Origin of the sequence: Chryseobacterium nakagawai (genome assembly GCF_900637665.1) — a bacterium.
GTDB classification, from domain to species: domain Bacteria; phylum Bacteroidota; class Bacteroidia; order Flavobacteriales; family Weeksellaceae; genus Chryseobacterium; species Chryseobacterium nakagawai.
On record NZ_LR134386.1, the window covers coordinates 1,696,699 to 1,722,710 of the forward strand.

The 26,012-nt window shown below is 36.4% G+C and carries 23 protein-coding genes and 1 pseudogene; 16 read left to right on the forward strand and 8 right to left on the reverse strand.

Going from position 1 to position 26,012, the window contains the following annotated elements:
* Positions 1 to 14: 14 nt before the first annotated feature.
* The 8 genes from EL260_RS07805 to EL260_RS07840 form a co-directional block, all read right to left on the reverse strand.
* A complete protein-coding gene (locus EL260_RS07805) occupies positions 15 to 1,355 on the reverse strand; it encodes a serine hydrolase (protein WP_123859618.1) in 1,341 nt (446 codons plus the stop codon).
* 23 nt (positions 1,356 to 1,378) lie between these two features.
* On the reverse strand, positions 1,379 to 2,350 hold the full coding sequence (locus EL260_RS07810; RefSeq protein WP_123859619.1) for a D-2-hydroxyacid dehydrogenase family protein: 972 nt from the start codon (positions 2,348 to 2,350) through the stop codon (positions 1,379 to 1,381).
* A 40-nt stretch (positions 2,351 to 2,390) separates the two neighbouring features.
* A complete protein-coding gene (locus tag EL260_RS07815; protein WP_123859620.1) occupies positions 2,391 to 3,764 on the reverse strand; it encodes an alginate export family protein in 1,374 nt (457 codons plus the stop codon).
* Positions 3,765 to 3,972: 208 nt separating this feature from the next.
* The gene (locus EL260_RS07820; protein WP_123859621.1) at positions 3,973 to 4,566 is read right to left on the reverse strand and encodes a short chain dehydrogenase; all 594 of its coding nucleotides are present in this window, start codon (positions 4,564 to 4,566) and stop codon (positions 3,973 to 3,975) included.
* Between the two features lie 137 nt (positions 4,567 to 4,703).
* Positions 4,704 to 5,615, reverse strand: a complete 912-nt coding sequence (locus EL260_RS07825) for an NAD(P)/FAD-dependent oxidoreductase (RefSeq protein WP_123859622.1) — start codon at positions 5,613 to 5,615, stop codon at positions 4,704 to 4,706.
* A gap of 136 nt (positions 5,616 to 5,751) precedes the next feature.
* Positions 5,752 to 5,973 carry a hypothetical protein gene (locus tag EL260_RS07830; RefSeq protein ID WP_123859623.1) on the reverse strand — a complete coding sequence of 74 codons (222 nt, stop codon included), beginning with the start codon at positions 5,971 to 5,973 and terminating at the stop codon, positions 5,752 to 5,754.
* Between the two features lie 125 nt (positions 5,974 to 6,098).
* On the reverse strand, positions 6,099 to 6,929 hold the full coding sequence (locus EL260_RS07835) for a DUF5694 domain-containing protein (protein WP_198418061.1): 831 nt from the start codon (positions 6,927 to 6,929) through the stop codon (positions 6,099 to 6,101).
* Positions 6,930 to 7,015: 86 nt separating this feature from the next.
* Entirely contained in the window at positions 7,016 to 7,876 is an 861-nt protein-coding gene (locus EL260_RS07840) for a helix-turn-helix domain-containing protein (protein ID WP_123859624.1), read from the reverse strand.
* 861 nt (positions 7,877 to 8,737) lie between these two features.
* Between EL260_RS07840 and EL260_RS07845 the strand changes: the two genes are divergently transcribed.
* The 16 genes and pseudogenes from EL260_RS07845 to EL260_RS07920 all read left to right on the forward strand — a co-directional run bounded on the left by EL260_RS07845 (position 8,738) and on the right by EL260_RS07920 (position 26,012).
* Positions 8,738 to 9,346, forward strand: coding sequence for a Crp/Fnr family transcriptional regulator (locus EL260_RS07845; RefSeq protein WP_123859625.1), 609 nt, complete (start codon positions 8,738 to 8,740; stop codon positions 9,344 to 9,346).
* Positions 9,347 to 9,411: 65 nt separating this feature from the next.
* Positions 9,412 to 9,720, forward strand: coding sequence for a rhodanese-like domain-containing protein (locus tag EL260_RS07850; protein ID WP_123859626.1), 309 nt, complete (start codon positions 9,412 to 9,414; stop codon positions 9,718 to 9,720).
* Positions 9,721 to 9,724: 4 nt separating this feature from the next.
* Entirely contained in the window at positions 9,725 to 10,159 is a 435-nt protein-coding gene (locus EL260_RS07855; protein ID WP_123859627.1) for an OsmC family protein, read from the forward strand.
* Positions 10,160 to 10,293: 134 nt separating this feature from the next.
* Entirely contained in the window at positions 10,294 to 11,601 is a 1,308-nt protein-coding gene (locus EL260_RS07860; RefSeq protein ID WP_123859628.1) for a TolC family protein, read from the forward strand.
* Between the two features lie 30 nt (positions 11,602 to 11,631).
* A complete protein-coding gene (locus tag EL260_RS07865; protein WP_123859629.1) occupies positions 11,632 to 12,720 on the forward strand; it encodes an efflux RND transporter periplasmic adaptor subunit in 1,089 nt (362 codons plus the stop codon).
* Positions 12,721 to 12,802: 82 nt separating this feature from the next.
* On the forward strand, positions 12,803 to 16,030 hold the full coding sequence (locus EL260_RS07870; protein WP_123859630.1) for an efflux RND transporter permease subunit: 3,228 nt from the start codon (positions 12,803 to 12,805) through the stop codon (positions 16,028 to 16,030).
* A gap of 69 nt (positions 16,031 to 16,099) precedes the next feature.
* Positions 16,100 to 16,399 (forward strand): hypothetical protein, encoded by a 300-nt coding sequence (locus EL260_RS07875; protein ID WP_123859631.1) that lies wholly within the window; start codon positions 16,100 to 16,102, stop codon positions 16,397 to 16,399.
* 11 nt (positions 16,400 to 16,410) lie between these two features.
* On the forward strand, positions 16,411 to 16,617 hold the full coding sequence (locus tag EL260_RS07880) for a YgaP family membrane protein (protein WP_123859632.1): 207 nt from the start codon (positions 16,411 to 16,413) through the stop codon (positions 16,615 to 16,617).
* 166 nt (positions 16,618 to 16,783) lie between these two features.
* Positions 16,784 to 17,587 carry a sulfite exporter TauE/SafE family protein gene (locus EL260_RS07885; RefSeq protein WP_123859633.1) on the forward strand — a complete coding sequence of 268 codons (804 nt, stop codon included), beginning with the start codon at positions 16,784 to 16,786 and terminating at the stop codon, positions 17,585 to 17,587.
* A gap of 108 nt (positions 17,588 to 17,695) precedes the next feature.
* Complete coding sequence (locus EL260_RS07890) at positions 17,696 to 19,087, forward strand: MBL fold metallo-hydrolase (RefSeq protein WP_123859634.1); 1,392 nt, start codon at positions 17,696 to 17,698, stop codon at positions 19,085 to 19,087.
* Between the two features lie 10 nt (positions 19,088 to 19,097).
* A complete protein-coding gene (locus tag EL260_RS07895) occupies positions 19,098 to 19,334 on the forward strand; it encodes a hypothetical protein (protein WP_123859635.1) in 237 nt (78 codons plus the stop codon).
* Between the two features lie 13 nt (positions 19,335 to 19,347).
* Entirely contained in the window at positions 19,348 to 19,644 is a 297-nt protein-coding gene (gene trxA, locus EL260_RS07900; protein ID WP_123859636.1) for a thioredoxin, read from the forward strand.
* 1 nt (position 19,645) lies between these two features.
* Positions 19,646 to 20,350, forward strand: coding sequence for a thioredoxin domain-containing protein (locus tag EL260_RS07905; protein WP_123859637.1), 705 nt, complete (start codon positions 19,646 to 19,648; stop codon positions 20,348 to 20,350).
* A gap of 6 nt (positions 20,351 to 20,356) precedes the next feature.
* Entirely contained in the window at positions 20,357 to 20,938 is a 582-nt protein-coding gene (locus EL260_RS07910; protein WP_123859638.1) for a TlpA family protein disulfide reductase, read from the forward strand.
* Between the two features lie 201 nt (positions 20,939 to 21,139).
* Positions 21,140 to 21,526 (forward strand): hypothetical protein, encoded by a 387-nt coding sequence (locus EL260_RS07915; RefSeq protein ID WP_123859639.1) that lies wholly within the window; start codon positions 21,140 to 21,142, stop codon positions 21,524 to 21,526.
* A gap of 138 nt (positions 21,527 to 21,664) precedes the next feature.
* Positions 21,665 to 26,012 (forward strand): annotated as a pseudogene (locus EL260_RS07920) (CusA/CzcA family heavy metal efflux RND transporter).

Here is a 26,012-nt window from a genome sequence, read left to right on the forward strand (position 1 = left end):
TACTTGTAATATTTTTAATTTATTTTCTGAGCAGGGATTGCTTTACCCCCATCCGTTAAAATTAGTCCCGTAATTTTACCTGAAGTATCTTTTTTAAAATCAATTAATACGTTCGCTCCTTTAATAAAAAATGACTCTTCATTCTTCGCAGTAAGCAAAATTTTAGCCTGACCAGTTGCTTGTCCAAAAAGCTGTTCATTTTCAATAGTAATGCTCACAACAACCTGTGGAGCAATTTGATATGTTCCGATATAACTTTTCAAGATTTCAGAGTTAACAGTTACTTCTTTCAAAATTTCAGGCAATTTGTATGGCTTATTATATAGAATGGCTAAAATATCATTAGCTATGTCGTTGATTGTATAATTTGGAATATTATTGAGTATTATGATATTCAAATCATCTTCAATGATTCGTCCTACATAGGAAGTATATCCAAATGTGAGTCCGCCATGTGCAACAAGTGTTTTCCCTTCAAAATTGTTAATGTAATTTCCATACCCATACTTATTTTTATAGGGCATTATCATTTTTTTATAGGATTCTTTAGAGATAACTTTACCGAATGATAATTCTGTTAGCCATTTATTCAAATCGGAAGTGGTGGTATACATGCCACCAGCAGCATAAGATACAGTAGCATCAAATTCATCCGACTCCTTACTATTTTCTTTGGCATAAACAATATAACCTTTTGCTTTGGTTGCCTTTTGAAGTTTATTGAAATCAAATCCAGAGGATCTCATTTTAAGCGGGTTAAAAATCATCTGATCAACAGCTTTCTCATACGGCTTATTGGTTATCATTTCAATAATATACCCCAATAAAATATAATTTGAATTACTATATTCAAAATCACTGCCTGGCACAAATTTCAAAGGCTTATTTTTGAATGTGTTTATCATATCTGTTTGAGTGATTGGCTTCATCGCTTTTGATTGCATAAATTCACGGTCATCAGTATAGTTGAAAATACCCGAAGAGTGGGTTAATAAGTGCTCAATTCTGATTTTGTCACCATTTGGATAGTCAGGAAAGTACATACTAATTTTATCAAGGATGTTTAATTGCTTTTGTTCCTGTAATTTTAGAATAACAGTTGCGGTAAATTGTTTGGTGACAGAGCCAATCTGAAAAATCACATTAGGATCATTAGGCAGATTTTCGGCAACATCTCTTAAACCATAACCTTTATTAAGAAGAGTTTTGCCTTTTTGGGTAATGAGTACAGAACCATTTAATTTACCTGTTGCTGAATATGCTTGCATTAATTGTTCTAGTTTTTGTTCTTGTGTTTGTGCAAAAATTAGAGTACTGAGCATTGTGATTATGAATGTTATTGCTTGTTTTTCCATTTTTGATAAGTTTTTAACGTTTTTTACAAAGATTCTAATACCTCTGGATTTGCAATGTTTGTTGGTTTCCCATTTATGAAATTCAAGACATTTTCAAATGCATTTCTAAAATACAATTCGTAACTGCTTTTTTCAACATATCCTAAATGAGGAGTACAAATTACATTAGGGAGCTTAAGTAATTCATAATTTTTATCATAGATTGGTTCCTCTTCATAAACGTCCACTCCTGCGTACGACGGTTTTCCGGCTTTTAAACTCTTTAATAATTTTCCTTTTTCGATCAATTCTGCTCTGGCGGCATTAATCAAAATAGAATTATCTTTCATTTGCAGTAAGTCAGATTCTTTTACTATGCCGTATGTACTTTCATTTAGACGAAGATGTAGTGTCACAATATCAGCATCTTTAAAAAAGTCTTCTTTTGAATTTGCCTTCTTAAAACCATGTTCAATGGCTTTTGCTTTTGACGATTCGCTTCCCCAAACTATTACTTTGGCGCCAAAAACCTTGGCATATTGAGCAATGCGCTGACCAATTTTTCCATACCCCCATATTCCTATGGTTTTTCCATGGATTGTAGAGCCAATATTTGTTTGCCATTTCCCATTTTTCATTTCTTCCATTGCATTTGGAATTTGCCTTACGGTATTAAGCAATAGTGCCCATGTTAATTCTGCCGGTGCAATAGGGGAGCCTATTCCTTCAGCGACAGCGATTTGATATTTTGTGCAATCAGATAAATTTAGATGGTTAGATATTTTCCCGGTCTGACTAATTAATTTCAAATTCGGCAGCAATGAAATTAGCTTTTCATTTATTGCAGTTCTTTCGCGGGTTAAAACAATAATGTCAGAGTCTTTTAGCTTTTCTGCCAGTATTTTTACATTTTTTTCGGTGTTATGAAGAATCTCAACGTTCTGATCTTTCAAAATTTTAAAGCAGTCAAGCTTTTCTATTACATGTTGGTAATCGTCTAAAATTGTAATTTTCATAATCTTGCAATTAAAGGTGGTTTATTTGATAATTTTTCAGCTACCACTTTAATGTGGTTTTGAATGATAAATACAGAATGTCATCACCAACGCCTGTCGTTTTTGGATAACTTCCTGCTTTAAAATACGAAGCATCTAAAGCAAATGAAAGGTTGCTATTTTGCTGATAATTGGTTTCCAATACATAATACTGGCCCATCGTTTTCTTCTTAGAGCTAAATAATGAGTTTACCCTTGGTCTGTTTTGGATCATACCGGGAGAATATGTACCGTCTTGATTGCTATTCCTTGCAAGGAAAAATGCCTCGGCTAAAATGTTTAACTTTTGAACCGGATTTATTTTTATATAAGGATATACACTAAACATGTTTGTCGCACCAATAGGAGCCGCCAGACCATATGCTGGTTTTGCGTACAGAAGATTGTAGGTGTTCAATTTATTGTCGGTGTTATCTTCGTCTCCGGACGCTAAATTTGCTGCAAATCCTATGATTCCTTTCTTAGAAGGAAATACATTTACATTTACATCTGTTAAAATATTGTAGGCTTCAATTTTAAGATCATTGAATTTTCCGGTTTGATATGCCCCTTCAAATTCGAAATTAGCATTTTTAAAATTTGAAAATAAACGTATTCCACATGTATTACGATTTTCAAATCCTGATTGATAATTATACATCCTGTCCCTTGACTGAAAGTTTATGACATAATAATCTAATCCGATTTTTTTGTTGGAAAGGTATTGTGTTCCATATATTCCCAAAAGACCGTCATGCATGCTTTCATCATCAAATACATATTTTTTTGAGATTACTTTAGATACTGCAAATAAATCAAGCGATCCGTTTGGAAATTTTCTTTTAACTGTAAGCCCGTCGAATGACTGTCTTGTATTTGGACCTTCTCTTACGGTAATTACCCGATGATTTCCAAAATAAATTTCCTGAAATCCTAGTCGGAAATTCCAATTTGTAAGTTTTAATTCGGCAAATGCCTGATGTAAGCTCAACTGGTTCTCTTCAATTTCCGGAACTACCGGATTGTTATTGAAAAAGCGTGACGTATTATTCAGTTGCATAAAAAACCTAAAGTTTTTGCCCAACTCGATATCTGTATGTAACATTAAACGATGCCAAAGTTGTGTAACATCGGTATTCGAATAGGTTGGCGGTACATCACCAAAATTGATATTGTCATAATATTGGAACTGTTCTCGTAATTCACCTCCGAACGAAATGAAATAATTGTTGTCTAGTTTAATATATTTTAAATTATCTAACTTCTTCTTAATAGTATCATTTTTCAATGATGTAAAATCATCATTGTAGCGTACTAGGCTTATTTTGTTTTGAGCCGGGGCTTTTGAAATTGCAAACAAACTTATTAACAAAGTTATAATTATATGTTTTTTCATTGTCTCTATGTATTACACCTCACTATTTTACACCTCCATTAATAAATCATTGTAAGAAATGCGGAGAAGTTGGTGCTGATTTTAATTTTTAAACTCTATACTTTTATATCGGATTAAAAGATATTTGAATCCAGTATATCGGTTGAAGAATAAACAACCGCAGTCCACTACTAATAATATAGTGACCTGCGGGTTTTCGCTCTTGCTATTATGGTTTGATAATATGTCCGGTTACTTTTCCGAATACACTTTTTCTGAACATAAATTCCAGTTGTCTCATTGTCGTTGGAATTTCTCCAGGGAAGTAAGGGAAGTATTGGGGTGAATCTTCAATTACTGTAGGACTTACTGCATTAATACGGATACCGTTTTCCAATTCGATAGAAGCAGCTCTTACAAATCCTTCTACAGCTCCGTTAGCGGCGGAAGCATTTGCAAAATTCACTTGTGGTTCATGAGTTAATGCACCAGTAATTAATGTAAATGATCCTTTCGGATTAATGTATTTCTGACCAATCAATACGAGATTAATCTGCCCCATCATTTTACCTTCAACACCATTTCTGAAGGTCTCATTGTTTAGTTTGCTCCACGGACCTACAAACGTTGGACCGGCAGTTGAAATTAATGCGTCAAACGGACCCACTTGTTTGAACATATTTTCAATTGATTCAGTTGAAGTAATGTCGGCGGCGACATCACCTCCTTTTGAAGCAACTTTAATTACTTCATGCTCATTCTCTAGAGCTTTTACTAAATGTGTTCCCATAGTGCCTGTTGCACCCACAATGATAATTTTCATAACGATAATTTTTTAAAGATTAATTTGTTTTAATTTCCTTTGACAAAGGTATTTTACCATGTTGTCTCGATGTTAGGACAATATTTGAGTTAAATAGGACATTTCTTAAAATGACAGTAATTGAATTTGGATGGAGTTTAGAATTGTTCTAATATCAATTTTTTGCTGGCTGCCATTCCAGCAGTAGTACCCATTGCAACGGCATTGGCAACGGTTCTCATGCGGGTAGTATTATCGCCTGAAGCGTAAATACCATAAATAGATGTTTCTTGGAATCCATTTACTTTTAAATATCCATCTTCAGTAACTTCACATCCTAGGGCTTCCGGTATTGAGCAATGTTGGATAAATGGACGGGGAGAATACAATGCGGTAAGTGGTAAAACCGTATCGTCATTAAAGACAATATTTTGAATATGCCCGTCGATATGATCAAGTTTTTTGATTTCCTTTTCAACAATCTGTATGTGGTGAGATTTCAATTTTTGAACTTGTTCAAAGGTTAAAGTTGATTTTCCATTCGTGTAGATTGTTAAATCTTTTGTCCAATTAATGATCATTTTTGAAAGTTCATAAGCATAATCACCATTGCCTAGAATACCTGTTTTTTCATTACGTACTTCATATCCATGACAGTAGGGACAATGCAGCACCGAAATTCCCCAACTTTCTGAAAATCCAGGAATATCAGGCATTATGTCTTTAATTCCTGTGGCGAAAATTAGTTTTTTAGCGGCATACTTTTCTCCGGAGGCTGTTTCTATCTTAAATAGATCTTCTGTTTTTACTCCTTTTACTGCATAATCATCTGTAAAAGTTACAGTATTATATACATTTACCTCATTTTTGCCCATTCCTGCAATAATTGCCGGAATTTCACCATCCTGAGTTAAAAAATTATGAGAATAGGGAGTTTGATAATTACATGGTTTACCGCTGTCGACTACCAGAACTTCTTTCAGAGCCCTTCCTAATGCCATCGCTGCTGCAAGCCCTGAGTAGCTTCCGCCAATGATAATTACATCAAATTGTTTCGTCTTTGTTTTCATAATAAAGTTGTTAAAAGGAAATGGAAAAGTGATTGCAAACATCCCAAAACCAACTTGCTTAATAAATTTCCGTCGTGTTAAGTTGTTCTGGTTAGCCATCTAATGTAGTTTTAGTGGTGATTTTTATATTGCATGTTTACTTATTATCTTTTGAGCTGAATTGGCGTATGATAAAGTCAACAATAGGAACTCCAATAAATACAATAAAGGGAACCAGCACGATGGTCAGGATGAATGTTCGTTGATAAATTGGGAATGTATTTAATGCTTTACCAAAAAGGAATAAAAAAAGCGTGATTGATGGATAAATGGCTAGCCATATTTTTAATGATGCCATTAATTTCATTTTTGTTTTCATAATGATTTTCTTTTGAAATAAATTTACAAGGCAAAATTACTTCGGCAGAAAACCATACAGTTAGGACAAAGTTGAGAATGAATAGGACTATTTTTTAGTTTTGGATAACGAGGGGTTTTTATGTGTTATTTTAGATATTTATTTATTCTTTGCAACTTATACTCAGGTGAAGAATTAAAGAAAATATTTAGTAGATTCATATGCCCAGCACCATAGATGACTAGGATTTTATCCGATGTATTAGTATTTATTTTTTGGATGTTACGGAAAATTTTCAGATTCCTGTTGAACCACCAACCTGTTGTAAAATCTACACCAAATGAATGATTGCTTTCCGTTTCGTATTTAAACGTACCTACTAAATAATTACCCAAATCCTTTTTTAAGTTCTTCGGATTATTGAGTTCCTTAAGTTGAGCAATTATACCTTTGGTCTTAAAAATATCCTTTGAATAATGAATAAGTGACGTATCAGGATTTTTATAAAAGAATTCATTGAATTTTTTTCGTACGTTTGCATCATTAGCCAAAAGACTATCGATGTTTTTGTAGTAATGTCCCCAATCGTTAACACAGTAGATTTTTTTTAAATTTAATTTTTTGGCAGTTCTAAAACCAATTTGTTGGTACTCTTCACGGTTAAGTTCGTAATTGCCTTCCAGATAGCATTGGTATAACGAATCTATTGTAGGTTGTAATGCAGGATCTACTTCAACTGCAATAATGGTGGGTCTAAATTTTAAAATCTTTTGTACTATTGTATGAATTTCATCCTGATACTTTTTATCAAGAACATCTATCTGGTCATTTTGATCGACTTTCTTCACATCCCGATTATGGAACGCAAAATGGAATGTTCCTAGGGTCAGAACTTCTTTTTGCTTTGTCTGAGCAGATATAACCGTTGCTACAAATAGTAATAGCAATTTAAAAAATAAGATGATGGTTGTTTTCATATGGTTTTCCTTTGAGGTAATTTTGTTGAACAAAATTACTTTATACTCAACCATTTGATTAGGACAAAAATGAGAATCAATAGGACTTATCTGAAGTTCTGCCTGTACATTTCGGGAGATACTGTTGTATGTTTTTTAAAAAAACGGGTAAAGTAGGAAGGGTCCTCATAGCCCAGGTTATATGCAATCTGACTGATCTGGTTGGATGTGGCTAATAGTTGACGTTTAGCTTCAAGAATAATAGAGTCGTTAATAACTTCGGATGGGGTTTTATTTAATAGGGATTTAGTGATTGTACTTAATTGATAGGGAGATAGATAGAGCCAATCAGCATACTGCGACACTTGCTTATGTGTGGTAATATTTGTCTCAATCAACTCTAGAAATTGCTCTAATTTTTCCTGTATGTATGGAGTACTTGCAACTGGTGTTGTTACTTTATCCTGTCTTTGTCGAAGCAGTTCGATCAGAAATATGCTCAGGTTGGCTTTCAGGACTTCCTGATATCCTTTTTCTTTTTCGGAGTATTCCTTCAATGCATTTAATACGATGTTCTCAATTTTTGTAAACCCTCCTGGTTCGAGTTGATACCTGTTGTATTGTATCAGTTTTGTCAAATGATTTTGTGAGGCACTATTGTGTGAATACAGAAAATCAGTTTTGAACTGAATAAGATAGCCTGTTCCTTTTATTTTCAAACTAAGACGGTGTACCTGTCCGGGGCGCATGACAAAAACTGTATGTTCTTGTATATTATAATGGGTGAAATCTATCTCATGTTCACCAGATCCTTTCTTTATTATTAAAATATAAAAGAAGTCGTGCCTGTGGAGTTCTTGCACCATATCATTCTCGGCAAGCAACGGTGCGATATCCCTAATAGAATAACTACTGGAAAGTTGTGGCTCATCTTGTTGATTAATATTTCTAACAGGGATATCCTTCATGTAGAAAAAATAACATCAAATTTAATATTTTATATTTAGCACTCAAAATAATTTAGATCGTGATAATGAAAGCTTTTTGGATGAAGTTTCTACAAAACAAAAAGCTACATATGACTATAATCGATCTTTGAAAATGCATTTTTTCTTTTTGCAATTAATCAATGAAAATATTCTGGGTAATTATATACCTTAGTGTACCAAATCAAAAAAAGCTTGATAATACTATACTTATTTTAAACATCAAATTTATTAGCAGTAATTAATAAAAGTAAGTTTTATATAAAATTACTATTTGTTACACTAAAGTATGTTGGCGCCCTTCTTACATAAGTAATGATGGAGGAAGTTACTCCAGAAAATGTAATTATTTGGTCCGATTATCTAATAGTGGTTATTTAGAGCGATATAACAATGATTGAATTAACAATATAAAAAAAGGTTGGATTAAATGAAAAAGTTGTAATTCAAAGCTGGAAATTTATTCGAAAAATATTGTAAATAAAATGGTGTCAACTGTATTATTTGGCACCGTTTGGCATCTGTACCCGTAACCGAAGAAATATCGAAACATTTGGTGGAAGATTTAGAAAGAATTGTAGAATTAAATAATCCTGTCATGTGACCAAGACGAGCTTATCTTCTAACACTTTTATAGATTGTGTGAAATTTTGCAAGAATTGCAAAGCTGATCTTGTCAGTAAGTTTTATTATAAGCTAACTTTTTGCGATTATTGACAAGATTCTAAAATAGAATGAAATGACCATCTAAATTTTTTTGTGATTTATGTTTTGCATATAGTGATCCCTTACAATTAAAAAGAGGATTCTATCCTTTATTAGGAATTTTATTTATATTTGAAAATGAATATTTATGAAATATTAGATCCGGATTTCAAGAAGGAAATTGCAGAGAGTAGAGATTTAAAATTGTTCCCTGCAGGTACAGTTATTTTAGATATCGATTCCTATGTAAATTATATTCCTCTTGTTATGTCAGGGAGTGTTAAAGTAGTACGTACGGAGGAAGATGGAAGAGAAATTCTACTTTATTATCTGACTCCCGGAGAAAGCTGCATTTCATCTATACTTTCAGGATTGACTCAAGATACTTCTAAAGTTAAGGCTGTGGTAGAGGAAGATGCGGAAATCCTGATGTTGTCTTTGATCAAGGCAAAGGAATGGCTTACAAAATATCCTGAATGGTCTACATTTGTTTTTGAACTTTACCATAAAAGATTTGAAGACCTCGTAACGATGGTCAACTCAATAGCTTTTCAAAAAGTAGATGCAAGGATTCTATATTTACTGAATCAAAAATCCCAGTTATACAAGTCCAAGGAACTTAATGTAACCCATCAGCAGTTAGCAGATGAGCTTGGAATTACGAGGGAAGCTGTGAGCCGTGTTCTGAAACAGATTGAGACGGACGGTAAAATAAAACTTTCCCGGAACAAAATTACCCTATTGTAACCTTCATCACTGACAGGCTTTTATTTCCATCTTAAATTTGCATCATTAACTTAAAAAACAATACAATGTTAGATGCAATAAAAAACCTTTTCGGGATGGATAAAACTGATTATGCAGATCTTGTGAAGCAAGGTGCGGTGATTGTGGATGTAAGAAGTAAAAGCGAATATGCGGGCGGGCACATTAAAGGTTCCCTGAATATTCCTGTAGACCAGCTGGATAAAAATCTGTCAAAACTAAGTAAAGATAAAACCATTATCACCTGTTGTGCTTCAGGAATGAGGAGTGCCTCAGCAAAAAGCATTCTGCAGAATCATGGTTACAAAAATGTTCATAATGGCGGTGGATGGATGAGTTTAAACAACAAAATTTAAAACAATGGAAGTACATTATTATACTGTAAATGTTGAATGGAAAGATAACCGTAAAGGTGAAATGTCTTCTCCCGAACTTTCACAGAATATAGAAGTGGCAACTCCGCCTCAATTTCTTAAAGGGATAGAAGGCGTTTGGTCTCCGGAACATCTTTTCACAGCAGCAGTAAACAGCTGCCTGATGACTACATTTCTGGCCATAGCAGAAAACTCAAAGCTAGAATTTTCAGATTTTCAGTGCAAATCCAAAGGAAAGCTTGAGCAGGTAGAAGGTAAATTCCTGATGACTGAAGTAATTCTGGAACCTGTTGTTACCATTAAAAACGAATCCGAAAGAGAAAAGGCAGAAAGGGTTCTTCAGAAATCCGAAGCTAATTGTTTGATATCCAATTCTGTGAAATCAAAGATAATAATGATTCCACAAATAAAAGTGATATAGTATTTCCACAGTTTAAATTTTTTAACCGCTTTGCAGGCGGTTTTTTTATGTTCATTCAGGAAAAATCTCCTTATGTGATGTTGGTTACTGTACAATAGATTTCATCAATCTAATTTTGCTTTAAAATTAGAGAAATGAGAAAATTAGCCATACTTATTTTATTATTGACAACCTATTCAGAAGCTTTTTCACAAGAGATTATCCCTGTTTCCAAAGAGGATCTGAAAAATAAGCTTATAGACAATAACCTTCAGGTAAAAATGGCGAAAAAGGAGACCGAGCTTGCCAAAGCCGAACTTCTGGGAACCAGAGCAATGTACCTGCCGAATGTGAATGCCTCGTACACTTTTTCCAATACCAATAATCCTCTGTATGCATTTGGTTCCAAGCTCAATCAGGAAAGAATAACAATGATGGATTTCAATCCCGATAATCTGAACAACCCTAAAAGCATTTCCAATTTTGCAACAAAAATAAAGGTACAGCAGCCCATCATTAATATGGATGCGGTATATCAGAAAAAGGCAGGACAGGTGAAAGCTGATGTACTTACCATCAAAACAGAAAGAACTAAAGAATACGTTCAGTTTGAGTTGAAAAAATCTTATATGATGCTTCAGCTGGCGTATAAAATGCTTGAAACTCTTGAAAATGCAAAGCAGACAACCCTTGCCAATAAAAAAGTCATCGACAATTATTACAAAAACGGAATGATCCAGAAATCTGAAGTTTTGTATATGGATGTCCGTATCAGTGAGATAGAAAGTCAGATTCAGACTGCAAAATCCAACATCAGAAATGCTTCCGATAATTTATATTTTCTTTTGGATGAAAGGTCAGAAAATAAAATTCTGAAACCTACAGAAAATCTGGAATATACAGAGCATATCCCGGATTCTGATAGTAAACTTAATCTGAACCGAAAAGATTTACAGGCATATTATAAATCGCTTGAAGCATATGACTGGATGATAAAATCATCAAAAGCAAAGTTTCTTCCCAGACTCAATGCATTCGGAAGCTTTGAAATGTATGATAATAAAGCGGTGCAGTTCAACGCCAACGGATATTTAGCCGGAATTCAGCTTTCCTGGAATGTTTTCGACGGGCTTAAAGCTAAAAGTGAACAGGAAAAATACAGAGCAGAACGTTCCAAGGCACAGACTGAAATAGAACAGTATTCTAAACAAAGTCAGCTTGAGCTCAATAAAGCCAGCCGTCAGATTGAAGATGCCCAATCTAAGGTCAACTTCACAAAACAAGCCTGGGAACAAAGTAAGGAAGCCTACAGGATCCGGAAAAACCGTTATGATCAGGGACTGGAAAAATCTGCTGACCTTCTTTCCGCAGAAACCCTGATGTCTCAAAAAGAACTTGAATATCAGCAGGCTGTTTTCGAATACAACGTAGCCTGGGAATATCAAAGGTTTTTAGAAAAATAACCATAGTAAGCAATATAAACCAATTTAATAATGAAAACATATTTTTATTCAACTTTGATTCTGGGCACGCTTCTTTTGGGAAGCTGTTCTTCAGACGAAAAAAAATCCGTTCAGAATGCTGATGCGCCCATTTCTGTTACGATAAGCCATACAACAGCAGGCTCGGAAGGTTCATCTGCTACAGCGAGCGGAAAATTGGTTGCCAAAAATTCAGTCAATGTTTCTACTCGGATGATGGGATATATCACATCCATGAAGGCAGAAGTAGGGCAGGACGTTAGGGCAGGTCAATTATTGGTAAGTATTAATGCGGCAGATATCCAGGCAAAAGGCGGGCAGGCTAATGCACAGATCTCCCAAGCACAGGCCAGCTACAATATTGCCAGAAAAGATTATGAGAGATTCCAGAATCTGTATAAATCCCAAAGTGCTTCCCAGAAAGAGCTGGATGATATGAGAGCCCGGTACGAAATGGCACAGGCAGGATTGCAGGCCGCACAGCAGATGAAAAACGAAGTCAATGCACAATATAGCTATACCAACGTAACGGCACCTATTTCCGGAACCATTACGGCGAAATTTGCAGAGCAGGGCGATATGGCCAATCCCGGAATGCCTTTGCTTACCATAGAGTCACCATCATCTTTGCAGGCACAGGTTCTGGTTTCCGAGCAGAATATCACCATGATTTCCAACGGAATGCCGGTTGATGTCACCTTAAAATCGATGAACAGAACCGTTTCAGGAACGGTGTCAGAAATCAGCAGATCCGCAGCCAATACCGGAGGACAATATATGGTGAAAATCAATATTCATAATACTTCCGATTTGCTTCCGGGAATGTTTGTGAATGTACAGTTTCCTTTTAAAACATCAGGGAAAATCAATCAGGGGTTTCAGGAAAGTATGATGATTCCTAAAACGGCTTTGGTAGAAAATGGCCAGCTCACAGGAGTTTATGTGGTAAGTGCACAAAATACGGCAGTCTTAAGATGGCTGAAAACTGGAAAAACAACCGGAGATCAGGTTGAAATCCTTTCAGGTTTGAATCCGAAAGAAACTTACATCGTTTCTTCAACAGGAAAATTGTATAACGGAGCAAAAGTTCAGGTAAAATAGTGTAGTAATATCAATGCAGCCATTTACCAATGAATGGCATTGTTACACTGTTAGATTAATTCATTGTTATATTAAAAAAATTATGGAAAAAGGATTCGCAGGACGTATTTCCGAATTTTTCATCAATTCAAAATTAACTATTCTGTTAATGATTGCTTTGATGATTATCGGGGTATACAGTTCCACACTAATACCAAGAGAAGAGGAACCACAGATCATCATCCCGATGGCGGATGTAATGGTGGGCTACCCGGGAGCTACTCCAAAAGAGGTGGAGAGCCGTGTGGTAAAACCTCTTGAAAAAATTATTTCCAATATCAAAGGAGTAGAGCATATTCACTCGATGGCCATGAACGGGCAGGCCATGATTATTGTTCAGTTTTATGTAGGAGAAGATACAGAACGTTCCTATGTAAAGCTTTATGATGAGCTGATGAAGAACAAAAATATCTTCCCGAAAGGCGTAATGGAACCTATGGTGAAAACCCGTTCCATTGATGATGTTCCGATGCTGGGGCTTACTTTGTGGAGTGATAATGCCAATTACAATGATTTTCAGCTTCGCCAGTTAGGAGAAGAGCTGTCTTCCGAAATCAAAAAAATAAAAGATGTTTCTCTTACCAAAACTATTGGAGGAAGAAACCGCCAGCTGCAGGTCATTTTAGATAAAGATAAAATGGCTGAACTGAATGTTGATGCACTTTCTGTAATGCAGATGATTCAGGCCAATAATGGAAGTTCACAGTCCGGGAAATTTGATTCAGGTGATTCGGAATATCTTTTAACGACAGGTCAGTTTCTCAATTCTTCTGAAGATGTTGAAAACCTCGTTATCGGAACATCACAGAATATGCCGGTCTATCTGAAACAGGTGGCAGCCATAAAAGATGGAGCTTCCGATCCTGCCAATTATGTAAGTTTCGGATACGGAAATGCAGTAGAAAACGGTAAAAAATTCAAATCGGAATATCCTGCGGTTACCGTTTCGGTTTCCAAAGTAAAAGGCGCTGATGCCATGAAAATTTCCGAACAGATTCTTGCAAAAGTAGATGAGCTAAAGAAGAATCTTATTCCCAACGATGTTCACGTTGAAGTGACCAGAAATTACGGGGAAACAGCTTCGCATAAAGTTTCTGAATTACTCATGCACCTTGGCGTTGCCATTTTAGCGGTAACGGTTCTGGTAATGCTGGCTATGGGCTGGAGAGGCGGTTTGGTAGTCTTCTTTTCCGTTCCGCTTACATTTGCTTTAACTTTATTCAGCTATTATATTTTAGGATATACGCTGAACAGGATTACACTATTTGCGTTAGTTTTTGTAGTCGGAATTGTAGTGGACGACAGTATCATCATTGCTGAAAACATGCACAGGCATTTCCATATGAAGAAACTGCCCTTCAAACAGGCTGCGATTTATGCTATTAACGAGGTTGGGAATCCTACTATTCTGGCAACATTTACCGTGATAGCAGCGATTCTGCCAATGGCTTTTGTGTCAGGAATGATGGGGCCTTATATGTCACCAATGCCAATAGGGGCTTCTATTGCAATGCTGCTTTCACTTTTTGTGGCATTAACAGTGACGCCTTATCTCGGTTATCATTTATTAAAAGTAAAAGATGATCAGGAACACAAAGAAGAGCAGGGGCTTGAAACAGGAAGGATTTATAAAATCTATAAAAAAATTGAACAGCCACTTCTGGATTCAAAATCAAAAAGATGGGCCATGATGGGAATTACAGTTGTTTTATTACTGATTTCCGTAGGAGCATTCTTTACAAAATGGGTAGCGGTAAAAATGCTTCCGTTTGACAACAAAAATGAAATTCAGGTGGTAATTGATATGCCGGAAGGAACAACGCTGGAAAGAACATCAGCCGTTACACAGGATATTGCACAGTACCTGAAAACCGTTCCCGAGGTTGTAAACTATCAGAATTATGTAGGATCTTCAGCTCCGATTACTTTCAACGGATTGGTTCGTCATTATGATATGCGTGGGAACAGTAATACGGCAGATATTCAGGTCAATCTTCTACATAAGGAAGACCGTGATACACAAAGCCACGATGTGGCTAAGAATATCCGCCCTGAAATTCAGAAAATAGCTGCAAAATATGGAGCCAATGTAAAAGTAGTGGAAGTTCCGCCGGGACCGCCTGTTCTTTCTACAATTGTTGCAGAGATCTATGGCCCTGATTATGAAGGCCAGGTAAAAGTAGCGAAACAGGTTGAAGATATTCTGAAGAAGACCGATGATGTGGTAGATATTGACTGGATGGTGGAAGCGCCACAGAAAGAATTCAAACTTGTTCCGGATAAAGAAAAAGCAATGCTGAACGGCGTGGCACCACAACAGATTGTAGGAAATATGACGTACCTGATGGGGGAATATCCTGTAGGGAACCTTTATGATGAAAAATCCAATGCCCCGGTAGATATTGTTATGAAGCTGAACAATGCTGATAAAGCCAATATCCAGGATATTACAGGATTGAAAATCAAAGGACAGATGGGAATGGTTCCGGCAAGTGACCTTGTAAAAGTAGAAGAAAAAGAACTGGATAAAACCATTTACAGAAAAGATCAGAAAAGGGTAGTTTATGTTCTTGCTGATATGGCAGGAAAACTGGAAAGTCCGGCTTATGCGATTCTTGGAATGGACGAAAAGCTTAAAAAAATACAGCTTCCAAACGGTTATTCAATGAACGAATTGTACATGAACCAGCCGGAGGATGAAAGTAATTACACCGTAAAATGGGACGGAGAGTGGCAAATCACTTTGGAGGTCTTCCGTGATCTGGGAACTGCTTTCGCTGTAGTAATTATCATTATTTATATGCTGATTGTGGGTTGGTTTCAGAACTTTAAAACACCAATCGTGATGATGGTTGCCATTCCGCTTTCCTTAATTGGAATTGTATTAGGACACTGGCTGCTAGGAGCATTTTTCACAGCTACTTCTTTTATCGGAATGATTGCTCTGGCAGGGGTAATGGTAAGGAATTCCGTCCTTTTGATCGACTTTATAGAAATCCGTCTGAAAGAAGGTATTCCTATGAAACAGGCCATTATTGAAGCAGGAGCTGTTAGAACAACACCCATCCTCTTAACAACAGGAGCTGTAGTAATAGGAGCTGTTATTATTCTTTTTGATCCTATTTTCCAGGGACTGGCAATTTCTTTAGTATTTGGAGCGATTGTTTCAACGTTGCTTACACTGGTGGTAGTGCCGTTGGTTTACTACGCCACCGAAAAGAAAAAGTGGGAGAAGAAATCCGAATCTAACGACAAGTTTTTTGAAGTATAAAATTAATAAACCTCATAGGTTTTTTAAATCTATGAGGTTTAACTTTCAAAGTTTAAAAACATACAACAAATGAAATTACTATTAATTACGGCAATAGAAGAGTTTGAGACAGAAGTGAAAACTATTCTGAACCATTCCGGAGTGAAGGCCTTTTCCTACCAATCTGTAAAAGGGTACAAAAATAATGGAAATGAACTTGAAAACTGGTTTCCAACAGACTATTTATCAGTAGATTCTTTACTGTTTATGGTATTTGTAGAAGATACTTTTGTGGATGGAATATATAGAAGCGTTGAAAATTTTAATTCCCAACAGGAAACACTTTCGCATATTCATATCGCAACGGTACAATTAGAAAAATCAATTTAAAAATAAAATATATGCATACAAGAATCGCACACGCTATAGCAGGAATTTTAATCCTGTCCAGTCTCTTTTTAGGAATTAAAGTCAATGAAAACTGGTTTTGGCTTACAGCTTTTGTAGGAGTTAATCTTTTACAGAATGCTTTTACCAACTGGTGTTTAATGTATGTAATCCTTCATAAACTGGGGATTAAGGACGACGGAAGAAGCTGTTCCAGATAAACTGCTTTAAAATGGCACCCTTTCATTATATTAGTGGAAGGGATTTATTTAAAAACAAGTATTTAATTAATTGAAATAAATTTATTACAGAAATGTAATTCACATCACAGACTTGCTGTTCTTCTATACATAACTTTGTACCGGAATTTTTAGAAAAATAGATGTCATGTTTACAGCAGTTTTTTTTCTCGCAGTTTTAGTGGGGAGTTCCCTTGGATTAGTGGGCAGCGGAGGCTCAATTCTTACTGTTCCTATTTTGGTTTATATGTTAGGAATTGATCCTGTTTCAGCCACCGGATATTCATTATTTGTGGTGGGAGTTACTTCCTTGTCCGGAGGAATCAGAAGCTTTTTTCATCAGAAGATAGAGTTTAAAGCCATTTTGTTTTTTGGAATTCCTTCCCTTATTACCGTATATCTTACCAGGGCATTTCTTATGCCGCAAATTCCTGAAGTTATTTTGAAGACGGATGGTTTTCAGCTTACAAAATCTGTTTTTCTGATGCTTGTTTTTGCTGTTATCATGGTATTGGCTTCCGTATCAATGATTCGGCCTTGTAAAGACTGTGAAAAGCACGAAGATGATTCAGGGTATGATTTTAATTATCTGATGATTATACTGATGGGCTCACTGGTAGGTATTGTTACCGGTTTGGTAGGAGCGGGAGGAGGCTTTCTCATTATTCCTGTTCTTGTTTTTTTTGCAAAACTTCCTATGAAATCGGCTGTAGGAACATCACTGTTTATTATTGCAATCAATTCAGCTGTTGGCTTTATAGGATTTGCAAGCGGGGAACATTCGGTAATAGATTGGAGTTTGCTTATAAAATTCAGCCTGTTGGCTGTTGCCGGTATTTTTATGGGAATATTTTTATCCCGAAAGATTTCAGGGGAAAAGCTTAAAACAGGTTTCGGCTGGTTTGTATTAATGATGGGGTGCTATATCCTTGCAAAAGAAATAATTTTATAGTAAAATCTGTACAGAAAAGCAGTTTTTCTCTGTGATCAAGGTTACTGATCCAGGGGGAAATAAGCTATAACTTTGTATATATAAATCATTAAAATAAAAAGTAAGATTATGTTTTTTCAGCATATTTATGATAAGAGCCTTGCACAGGCTAGTTATTTAATCGGTTGTCAGGCAAAAGGTGAAGCGATTGTAATTGATGCTAAAAGAGATATTGACACCTATCTTCAGATTGCCCAGGAAAATAATCTGACCATCACACACATTACGGAAACTCACATTCATGCAGATTTTTTGTCAGGATCACGTGAACTTGCAAAAGCTACAGGAGCAAAAATGTATCTTTCTGATGAAGGTGGTGAAGACTGGCAATATCAGTTTCCGCATATTGGGCTAAAGAATGGGAGCATCATTAAAGTTGGAAACCTTACCCTGAACGTCATCCATACACCCGGGCACACACCGGAAAGCATCAGCTTTTTACTGACTGACCATCCTGCGACAGATGAACCGGTAATGATTTTTACGGGAGATTTTGTATTTGTGGGCGATATTGGAAGGCCTGATTTACTGGAAAAAGCAGCAGGAATTATAGGAACGCAGGAAAAAGGAGCCAGAGAAATGTTTCACTCTGTTCAGGATTTCAGCAAGCTGCCGGAATTTATTCAGGTTTGGCCTGGACATGGTGCCGGTTCAGCATGTGGAAAGGCATTGGGAGCAGTTCCAAGTTCAACGGTGGGATACGAGAAAATCAGAAACTGGGCATTTCAGTACGAAGAAGATGAGGAAGGTTTTATTGAATATCTTTTAGAAGGACAGCCAGAACCCCCAAAATATTTTGCCATGATGAAGAAGCTCAATAAAGAGGATAGACCCTTGTTAACAGAAATTCCAAAACATAAAAAATTTTCCGGGGACGAGTTTTTGAAAGCCTATAACAACGGAGTAAAAGTAATTGATACCAGAAATAAGGTTGATTTTGCAAAAGGTTTTATTCCGGAAAGTATCAATATTCAGGGAAACAATTCTTTCTCAACGTGGATGGGGTGGATAGTTAATTATTCAGAACCTTTTATTTTGGTTGCGCAGGAGGAAGAAATAGAGGACCTTACCCGAAGATTGATGAGAATAGGGATGGATCAAATGATGGGATATATTGACCAGGTTGAAAATTTAGGATTAGATTTACAGACCGAAGATGTTATTGATATAGAAGAATTTAAAATCTGGCTGAACAGAGAGGATGTTCAGGTATTGGATGTAAGAAATAAAACCGAATACAAAACAGCACATATTGAAAATACAGAGAATTTTTTTGTAGGAATATTGGAAGATGATCTTGACAAAATCTCCCGTGATAAGCAAGTGGTCATTCATTGCCAAAGCGGTGACAGAGCATCTATTGCGTATTCTTTACTGAAGAAAAACGGTTTTGAAAATGTTAAAAATTTTTCCGGTGGAATGAAAGAATGGCTTGAAAATAATAATCCTGTAACTCAATAATGAATATAAAATGATACAAAATATAATAAAAAACTGGAGCTTTGTACGGCTGCTTCGCCTGGTAATGGGAATTGTTCTTGTAGTGGAAGCAGTAAAATCAGGAATGTGGTTTTTAGTTGCTGTTGGAGTAGTTTTTGTTGCAATGCCATTATTGAATATCGGATGTTGTGCTACAGGTAATTGTGCCGTACCCACCCATCATTTGAACAATACAAATGATGACACTGAATATGAAGAAATTAAATAAAAAGGATAGTAAAATGAATAAATTTCAAGAACTTATTAATCAGGATAAACCTGTTTTGGTTGACTTCTTCGCAGAATGGTGTGGCCCGTGCAAAATGCAGGCTCCCATTCTTCAGGATTTGAAAAAACTTATTGGCGATGCAGCCATTATTGTTAAGATTGATGTCGATAAAAATCAGGCTGTTGCCGCACAGTTTGGAATCCGAAGTGTTCCGACTTTGATGATTTTCAAAAAAGGCGAAGTGAAGTGGAAACAGTCCGGTGTTTTTCAGGCAGATGAACTGGAGAGATTAATCAAACAAAACAGTTAAAATGTATAAAAACCTAATCGTTGTATTTTTTCTCATACTGTTGACAGGATGCGGAAAAGCCCAGAATAACAAAAGCGAGAGTAGTCTTCCTGCTATAGAATTTTCTAAAAAATTAGGGCAGACCAAAGATGTACAGTTGGTAGATGTAAGAACACCGGGCGAATTCCGTAACGGACATCTGAAAAATGCAATGAATATCGACTGGAGTGCGGATGATTTTAATGAAAAATCAAAAGCCCTGGACAAATCCAAACCTGTTTTTGTATATTGTATGAGCGGACCGAGAAGTATGGCCGCAGCTGCGAAACTCAAGGAAATGGGTTTTAAAAATGTCTATGAAATGCAGGGCGGAATGATGAAGTGGAGAAATGCCAGTCTTCCGGAAGTTAAAGTGTCACATTCTGCAGGAATGAGTCTTGCCCAATATAACGAAATGCTAAAAAGTAGTACGCCTGTTTTGGTGGATTTTTATGCGGAATGGTGTGCTCCCTGCAAAAAAATGGAGCCTTACCTAAAAAAAATGGCTGCTGAAATGCCGGAAAAAGTAAAAATTATAAGAATTAAGGCTGATGAGAACACAGAACTTTGTAAAGAATTGAACGTTTCAGCACTTCCGGTTTTAAAGCTGTATAAAAATGACATAGTAGTGTGGGATAATCTCGGATTTGTGACTGAAGAAGAAGTGAAGAAACAGATTTTGAAATAGTCTCAAATGAATAAACTAAAAATATGGTTCCTGAAAAGTTGGAGTACTGTACTTCTGTTTTCAATATTCATAGTATTGCTTGTAAGTCCTGATACAAAAGCGTGGTTGATGCGCCAGATTATCTCTACCGGTCTTCTGAATTCAAAGATTGAAAAAAAGAAAACAGAACTTGGAATTATAGAAAGTTTGAGTATAAGAGATGATAACGGGAAACTTACCAATACTTCTGAACTCAAGGGAAAGGTGGTTTTCATTAATTTCTGGGCGTCGTGGTGTCCTCCTTGTCGTGCAGAATTTCCTTCGATTCAAAAGTTTTACGAGAAGTACAAGGAAAATAAGGATTTGGTTTTTCTGACCATTAATCTTGATGATAACGTCGCTGTAGGAAAAGAATATCTCAATAAAGAACAATTTAGCGTGCCGTTTTTAGTTCCAGATGGATATGTTCCAAATGTTTTTTTTAATGGTTCACTTCCAACAACAGTAGTTCTGGACAAATCAGGGAATATAAGAATGCATCATGCCGGAATGGCAGATTATAGCAAAAATTCCTTCTATGACGAAATCAATCTGCTTTTAAGTGAATAGTAATGCAAAAGTTTACTTAAAATATCGACTTGACTTTTTTTATGACAGACTTTGTAATTTTAATACGAAAGGAATTCGAAGTTGACGACGTGTAAATGTGAGAATTTATTTTTAAATCCTCATGAATAATATAAGCTGAAATAATTTCTCATTCTTTTATTTAAAATCATTCTTAATGAAATATTTCATAATTTTGGTACAGTGAAAAAGCTGATTTCCATATTGTTGTTGTCATTGTATTTGGTTTCTACAACCGAACTATATCAGCTTTTGAAAATGCCGCTTCTCATTGAGCATTATTTTCAGCACAAAAACCTTAATCCTGAAATGTCATTTACTGCATTTCTAAAAACCCATTATGATCATCCGGTTAAAGACAGTGACTATGATCAGGATCAGAAGCTGCCTTTTGTTTCACACGCAAGTCCTCTTTCTGTAGTTTTTACCATTAATCCAATTTTAGATATTCATTGTATAGGAAAGGTATATAATCCTATTGGATTAAAACAGATCCTTTATAAAAATGTCCTTTATAATAAGGAAATTCTCAATTCTATCTGGCAGCCGCCAAGATTTCTTCAATCTTAATCTATTTTCTTAGTCATCTTTTTGACAGGGAAGGTATTCCGTTTCTCATAGAAGTATCTGTATAAATACAGGTGCATTGAATCTATGCTTCAGAATACCAAAATTTTACCACGATAATTAAGATTAATCAATAATTATATGCTTACAAAAATCATTGAGTTTTCTGTAAAGAATAAACTCATTATTGCATTGTTGGTATTGGGACTTATTGGCGTAGGCGCTTATCAGGTTACCAAACTGCCGATAGATGCGGTACCGGATATTACCAACAATCAGGTACAGGTTATTACCACCGCACCATCTTTTGGTGCTACAGATATAGAACGCCTTGTTACTTTTCCTATAGAACAGGCCAACAATAATATTTCAGGATTAAAGGAGATCAGGAGTTTCTCCAGGTTTGGACTTTCCCTGGTTACTATTGTCTTTGAAGATGATGTAGACATCTATTGGGCAAGACAGCAGGTCGCCGAAAGACTTCAACAGATACAGTCCGTTATTCCACAGGGAATAGGAAATCCGCAGCTTGGACCTATTTCGACAGGACTTGGCGAAATTTTCCAGTATGTAGTGAGGCCTGAAAAAGGATATGAGAAAAAGTACAATATCACAGAACTCCGCACCATTCAGGACTGGATTGTAAGAAGACAGCTTTTGGGTGTAAAAGGAGTGGCGGAAGTAAGTAGCTTTGGAGGGAAACTGAAACAATATGAAATTGCTGTAAATCCGGACAGGCTTAATGCCTATGGAATAACAATCAATGACGTATTTGATGCATTGCAGGCCAACAATCAGAATACTGGGGGAGCTTATATCGAAAAAGGGCCTACTGTTCTATATATCAGGAGTGAAGGGTTAGTAGGAAGTATTGAGAAAATCAACAATATTTCTATTGCGACAAAAACAAATGATGTTCCGTTGTTTATACGCGATATTGCTGAGGTAAAGCCTGGGTTCGCAACCCGTTATGGAGCCATGACCTTTAATGATCAGGGAGAAGTGTCGGGAGCTGTAGTAATGATGCTCAAAGGTGAGAACAGTAATCAGGTCATAAAAAATGTAAAGGAAAAAATTGCCCAGGTTCAGAAATCGCTTCCGAAGGGAGTGGTGATAGAGCCATTTCTGGACAGAACCAAAATGGTAAACAATGCCATTGGAACAGTAGAAAAAAACCTTACGGAAGGAGCATTGATTGTAGTCTTCGTACTGGTTTTATTTCTTGGGAATATAAGAGCAGGTTTGCTGGTCGCCTCTGTTATTCCTTTGGCGATGCTTTTTGCAATATGTATGATGAACCTCTTTGGAGTTAGCGGAAATCTGATGAGTCTTGGGGCCCTGGATTTCGGACTGATTATCGATGGAGCAGTGATTATTGTGGAATCTGTTTTACACCAGTTCAGTCACAATTCAAAATTTAAAAAGACATTCTCTGTTGGAAAATCCGAAATGGACACTGTAGTTATAGAATCTGCAGGAAAAATGATGAACAGCGCCGTTTTCGGACAGATTATCATTTTGATTGTCTATCTCCCGATCCTTACCCTGCAGGGAATTGAAGGGAAAATGTTCAAGCCTATGGCCCAGACTGTAGCTTTTGCACTGCTGGGAGCATTTTTGCTTTCACTGACCTATATTCCGATGATGAGTGCGGTATTACTGAGAAAAAGAAGTGATAAACCTACTTTATCAGACAGAATGATGAAAAAGGTAGAGAAAATCTATCTTAAAGTTTTGCTTAAACTACTCAGAGTACCCAAAATAGTTTTTGGTGCAGTGGCAGTTTTATTTATCGCAGCTGTTTTTATTTTATCCAGAATGGGTGGTGAATTTATTCCTTCCCTTGAAGAAGGTGATTTTGCAGTAGATACCAGGGTTTTACCGGGAAGTAACCTGACAACCACTATCGAAAGTACCCAGAAAGCAGCCCACATTCTTAAATCCAGATTTCCCGAAGTGGAAAAAGTAGTCACAAAAATTGGAAGCGGAGAAGTTCCTACCGATCCGATGCCTATGGATGCTTCTGATATGATGGTTATTTTAAAGGATAAAAAAGAATGGACCTCAGCGTCTACTTTTCCGGAACTTGCAGATAAGATGGGTAAACAGCTGCAGGATATACCTGGAATTACTGCCAGTTTTCAATATCCTGTACAGATGCGTTTTAATGAATTAATGACCGGAGCAAGACAGGATGTGGTGATTAAAATTTTTGGGGAAGACCTTGATGTACTTTCTCAAAATGCACAAAAGCTCGGAAAAATTATAGAGACGGTAGAAGGAACCCAGAATCTCTATATAGAACCAGTTTCTGGAATGCCCCAGGTAATTATCGAATACAACCGTCCTCTGATTGCCCAGTATCATTTATCTGTTTCAGATATCAACCGTGTAGTCAATACCGCATTTGCCGGGCAAAGTACCGGATTGGTTTTTGAAGGAGAAAAACGCTTTGATATGGTTGTACGTCTGGATACCAAAGACCGGAAAAATGTTACTGATATTAAAAATCTTTTAGTCCCTACACCTTTCGGGAGTCAGATTCCGCTGTCTCAGCTTGCCAAAGTGGAAGTGAAAAACGGCCCCAACCAGATTCAGAGAGAAAATGCTCAACGAAGAATTGTAGTAGGTTTTAATATCAAAGGCAGAGATGTTCAGAGTATTGTAGAAGAACTTCAGCATAAGGTAGATCAGGAGATGAAACTCCCTACGGGATATTATATGACGTATGGAGGCTCGTTTGAAAATTTAAATAATGCCAAACAGCGCCTTATGATAGCAGTTCCCATTGCTCTGGCTCTTATTTTCGTAATGTTGTTCCTGGCCTTTAATTCTGTTAAAGAAAGCTTGCTGATTTACACCGCGATTCCGCTTTCAATTATTGGTGGTGTGTTTCTAATGGCGCTTAGAGGAATGCCTTTCAGCATCAGTGCAGGAGTAGGGTTTATTGCTCTTTTTGGAGTGGCAGTGCTAAATGGTATTGTGTTGATTTCAGAGTTTAACCGTCTTCACAAGAAAGGAATTAAAAATATTGTAAGAATCATCATAGATGGTGGAGAATCAAGGCTTCGGCCAGTGCTGATGACAGCATTCGTTGCTTCACTGGGATTTATTCCGATGGCCGTCAGCAACGGAGCAGGAGCTGAAGTACAGCGGCCTCTTGCAACAGTCGTTATAGGAGGACTGATGGTTGCAACTTTTCTTACCCTGTTTGTCTTACCATTATTGTATGTAACTATTGAAAAAGGATTCAAAAATGAAAAAAATAAAAAATAAAAAACAGGTTTCCATTCTGACCTTTTTGGTTTGTTTCGGTTGTGTGGGGCTGGTAAACTCCCAGACTCCCGTTACATTGCAGGAGGCTCTTGATATTGCTTTGAAAAACAACAGAAATATTAAAAATGAAAAGCTAAAATCAGAATATACGAAAGCCCTTATCACATCATCAGCTGATATTCCTCAAACGGGAGTAACAGTAGATTATGGGCAGATCAACAGTGCACTGACGGATATGAAATTCGGAATTTCACAGAATATAGCATTTCCGACTGTCTATAAAAAGCAGAAGAACGTATACACCGAAGAATGGAAAAAGTCTCTATTGAACGTTTCTCTTAAAGAATATGAACTGAAGAAAGCGGTGAGTCTTACCTTTTATAATATCCTGTATGCGAAACAAAAAGAAAAGCTGCTTCTGGAAACATTAAAGCTGTACACTGATTTTCTCGATAAGGCAAATATCCGTCTGAAAGCAGGAGAAAGTAATATTCTGGAAAAAACTACGGCTTCCAATCAGAAATCTTCTATTGAAATTCAGCTAAAGCAATTGCACCAGGAGCTTACTGTGCTGGGATATCAGCTTCAGTGGTTTTTAAACACAGAAATAGATTTTCTTCCTGAAGATCAGAAAATTTACCACGGAGGACTTAAAGAGGAGCTTAGCTTACATCCGGCTATTAAAGTATTACAGCAGCAGAAAAATATTTCTGAACAGCAGATTGCCCTTGAAAAAGCAAAAATGCTTCCCGGGCTTCAGCTGGCGTACAACCTCAATAGCTTCAGAGGGATGGGAGCAGATGATAAAGTCTACAATGGTGCACCACAGTTTCATTCTGTACAGTTTGGAGTTTCTGTTCCTGTTTTTTCACGCGGGCAGAAAGCCAGAATTCAAGCCGCAAAAATTGCAGAATCTGTTGTGGACAGTGATATTGCCAACATGGAATTCAATCTGCAGAATCAATACAGAAAGACATCCGGAATTTATCAGGCTAACCTTGATATTGTTTCGCAATATGAAAACTCGGAACTGAAAAATGCCGATATCATCACTGAAACAGCTAAAAAACAGTTTCTTGCCGGCGAGATCAATTATCTTGAATTTGTCATCCTGATCAATCAGGCGGTTACTTTAAAAAACAGCTATACCGATGCAGTCTGGAAACTGAATCAGAGTGCTATAGAGCTGGAATATATTACTTTAAATCCATAA

Coding starts and splice junctions, on each gene's coding strand:
- trxA (WP_123859636.1), top strand. CDS start 19,348: ATGAATAAATTTCAAGAACTTATTAATCAGGATAAACCTGTTTTGGTT.
- EL260_RS07815 (WP_123859620.1), bottom strand. CDS start 3,764: ATGAAAAAACATATAATTATAACTTTGTTAATAAGTTTGTTTGCAATT.
- EL260_RS07880 (WP_123859632.1), top strand. CDS start 16,411: ATGCATACAAGAATCGCACACGCTATAGCAGGAATTTTAATCCTGTCC.
- EL260_RS07905 (WP_123859637.1), top strand. CDS start 19,646: ATGTATAAAAACCTAATCGTTGTATTTTTTCTCATACTGTTGACAGGA.
- EL260_RS07840 (WP_123859624.1), bottom strand. CDS start 7,876: ATGAAGGATATCCCTGTTAGAAATATTAATCAACAAGATGAGCCACAA.
- EL260_RS07910 (WP_123859638.1), top strand. CDS start 20,357: ATGAATAAACTAAAAATATGGTTCCTGAAAAGTTGGAGTACTGTACTT.
- EL260_RS07825 (WP_123859622.1), bottom strand. CDS start 5,615: ATGAAAACAAAGACGAAACAATTTGATGTAATTATCATTGGCGGAAGC.
- EL260_RS07810 (WP_123859619.1), bottom strand. CDS start 2,350: ATGAAAATTACAATTTTAGACGATTACCAACATGTAATAGAAAAGCTT.
- EL260_RS07850 (WP_123859626.1), top strand. CDS start 9,412: ATGTTAGATGCAATAAAAAACCTTTTCGGGATGGATAAAACTGATTAT.
- EL260_RS07865 (WP_123859629.1), top strand. CDS start 11,632: ATGAAAACATATTTTTATTCAACTTTGATTCTGGGCACGCTTCTTTTG.
- EL260_RS07875 (WP_123859631.1), top strand. CDS start 16,100: ATGAAATTACTATTAATTACGGCAATAGAAGAGTTTGAGACAGAAGTG.
- EL260_RS07860 (WP_123859628.1), top strand. CDS start 10,294: ATGAGAAAATTAGCCATACTTATTTTATTATTGACAACCTATTCAGAA.
- EL260_RS07855 (WP_123859627.1), top strand. CDS start 9,725: ATGGAAGTACATTATTATACTGTAAATGTTGAATGGAAAGATAACCGT.
- EL260_RS07895 (WP_123859635.1), top strand. CDS start 19,098: ATGATACAAAATATAATAAAAAACTGGAGCTTTGTACGGCTGCTTCGC.
- EL260_RS07885 (WP_123859633.1), top strand. CDS start 16,784: ATGTTTACAGCAGTTTTTTTTCTCGCAGTTTTAGTGGGGAGTTCCCTT.
- EL260_RS07820 (WP_123859621.1), bottom strand. CDS start 4,566: ATGAAAATTATCATTGTGGGTGCAACAGGCACTATGGGAACACATTTA.
- EL260_RS07830 (WP_123859623.1), bottom strand. CDS start 5,973: ATGAAAACAAAAATGAAATTAATGGCATCATTAAAAATATGGCTAGCC.
- EL260_RS07835 (WP_198418061.1), bottom strand. CDS start 6,929: ATGAAAACAACCATCATCTTATTTTTTAAATTGCTATTACTATTTGTA.
- EL260_RS07805 (WP_123859618.1), bottom strand. CDS start 1,355: ATGGAAAAACAAGCAATAACATTCATAATCACAATGCTCAGTACTCTA.
- EL260_RS07870 (WP_123859630.1), top strand. CDS start 12,803: ATGGAAAAAGGATTCGCAGGACGTATTTCCGAATTTTTCATCAATTCA.
- EL260_RS07890 (WP_123859634.1), top strand. CDS start 17,696: ATGTTTTTTCAGCATATTTATGATAAGAGCCTTGCACAGGCTAGTTAT.
- EL260_RS07845 (WP_123859625.1), top strand. CDS start 8,738: ATGAATATTTATGAAATATTAGATCCGGATTTCAAGAAGGAAATTGCA.